1 pseudogene is annotated in these 204 nt (G+C 68.6%); it reads right to left on the reverse strand.

Features of this window, described 5'->3' with window-relative positions:
• Window positions 1–204, reverse strand: a pseudogene (locus QSK15_RS32485) (hypothetical protein); the annotation flags it as partial.

Genomic DNA, 204 nt, shown 5'->3' on the forward strand with positions numbered 1-204 from the left:
CGGTGGCCTGCTGCTCCCACTGGGCGTAGGCGTCCGGGTACGCCGAGACCTGCACGGTCTGCGCGGCCTCGGTCAGGGGCATGTCCTGCCACCCGTCGACCTGCTTCAGACCCTTCAGGAACGCGGTCGTGGAGTACTCGGGATCGGTGATCTGCTCCGGGGTACCCCAACCCGAACTCGGGCGCTGCTGGAACAGACCCAGCG

This window comes from Micromonospora sp. NBRC 107095, from assembly GCF_030269705.1.
Lineage (GTDB): Bacteria > Actinomycetota > Actinomycetes > Mycobacteriales > Micromonosporaceae > Micromonospora > Micromonospora parva.